We start from the raw sequence: 1,192 nt of genomic DNA on the forward strand, positions 1-1,192 counted from the left end.
CGACACGGCATGTAACTCCGAGGCGACTTGGGGTTATATGGTCAAGCGAATAAGCGCACACGGTGGATGCCTTGGCGGTCAGAGGCGATGAAGGACGTGACAGCCTGCGAAAAGCGCGGGGGAGCTGGCAATAAGCTTTGATCCCGCGATGTCCGAATGGGGAAACCCACTGCTTCGGCAGTATCCTGCAGTGAATACATAGCTGCTGGAAGCGAACCCGGTGAACTGAAATATCTAAGTAACCGGAGGAAAAGAAATCAACCGAGATTCCCTAAGTAGTGACGAGCGAACGGGGACTAGCCCTTAAGCTGGTATGGCTTTAGAAAAACAACCTGGAAAGGTTGGCCATAGAAGGTGATAGCCCTGTATTTAAAAGGGCCATGCCAGTGAAGACGAGTAAGGCGGGGCACGTGAAACCCTGTCTGAACATGGGGGGACCATCCTCCAAGGCTAAATACTCCTGACCGACCGATAGTGAACCAGTACCGTGAGGGAAAGGCGAAAAGAACCCCGGAGAGGGGAGTGAAATAGACCCTGAAACCGTGTGCGTACAAGCAGTAGGAGCCCGCAAGGGTGACTGCGTACCTTTTGTATAATGGGTCAGCGACTTACAGTTCGTGGCAAGCTTAACCGTATAGGGGAGGCGAAGGGAAACCGAGTCTGAATAGGGCGCATAGTCGCGGGCTGTAGACCCGAAACCGGGTGATCTAGTCATGCCCAGGGTGAAGGTGCGGTAACACGCACTGGAGGCCCGAACCCACTCCCGTTGCAAAGGTAGGGGATGAGGTGTGATTAGGAGTGAAAAGCTAATCGAACCCGGAGATAGCTGGTTCTCCTCGAAAGCTATTTAGGTAGCGCCTCATATGTATCCTCTCGGGGGTAGAGCACTGTTATGGCTAGGGGGTCATCGCGACTTACCAAACCATTGCAAACTCCGAATACCGAGACGGACTGTATGGGAGACACACGGCGGGTGCTAACGTCCGTCGTGAAAAGGGAAACAACCCAGACCCACAGCTAAGGTCCCAAATTATCACTAAGTGGGAAACGATGTGGAAAGGCACAGACAGCCAGGAGGTTGGCTTAGAAGCAGCCACCCTTTAAAGAAAGCGTAATAGCTCACTGGTCGAGTCGGTCTGCGCGGAAGATTTAACGGGGCTAAGTGATAAACCGAAGCTTGGGGTGCACAAAC

At 53.1% G+C, this 1,192-nt stretch carries 1 rRNA gene; it reads left to right on the top strand.

The window, feature by feature from the left end:
- Positions 1-39: 39 nt before the first annotated feature.
- Positions 40-1,192 (top strand): 23S ribosomal RNA (locus IB242_RS20245); the annotation flags it as partial.

The organism is Xanthomonas sp. XNM01 (genome assembly GCF_014851915.1).
Lineage (GTDB): Bacteria > Pseudomonadota > Gammaproteobacteria > Xanthomonadales > Xanthomonadaceae > Pseudoxanthomonas.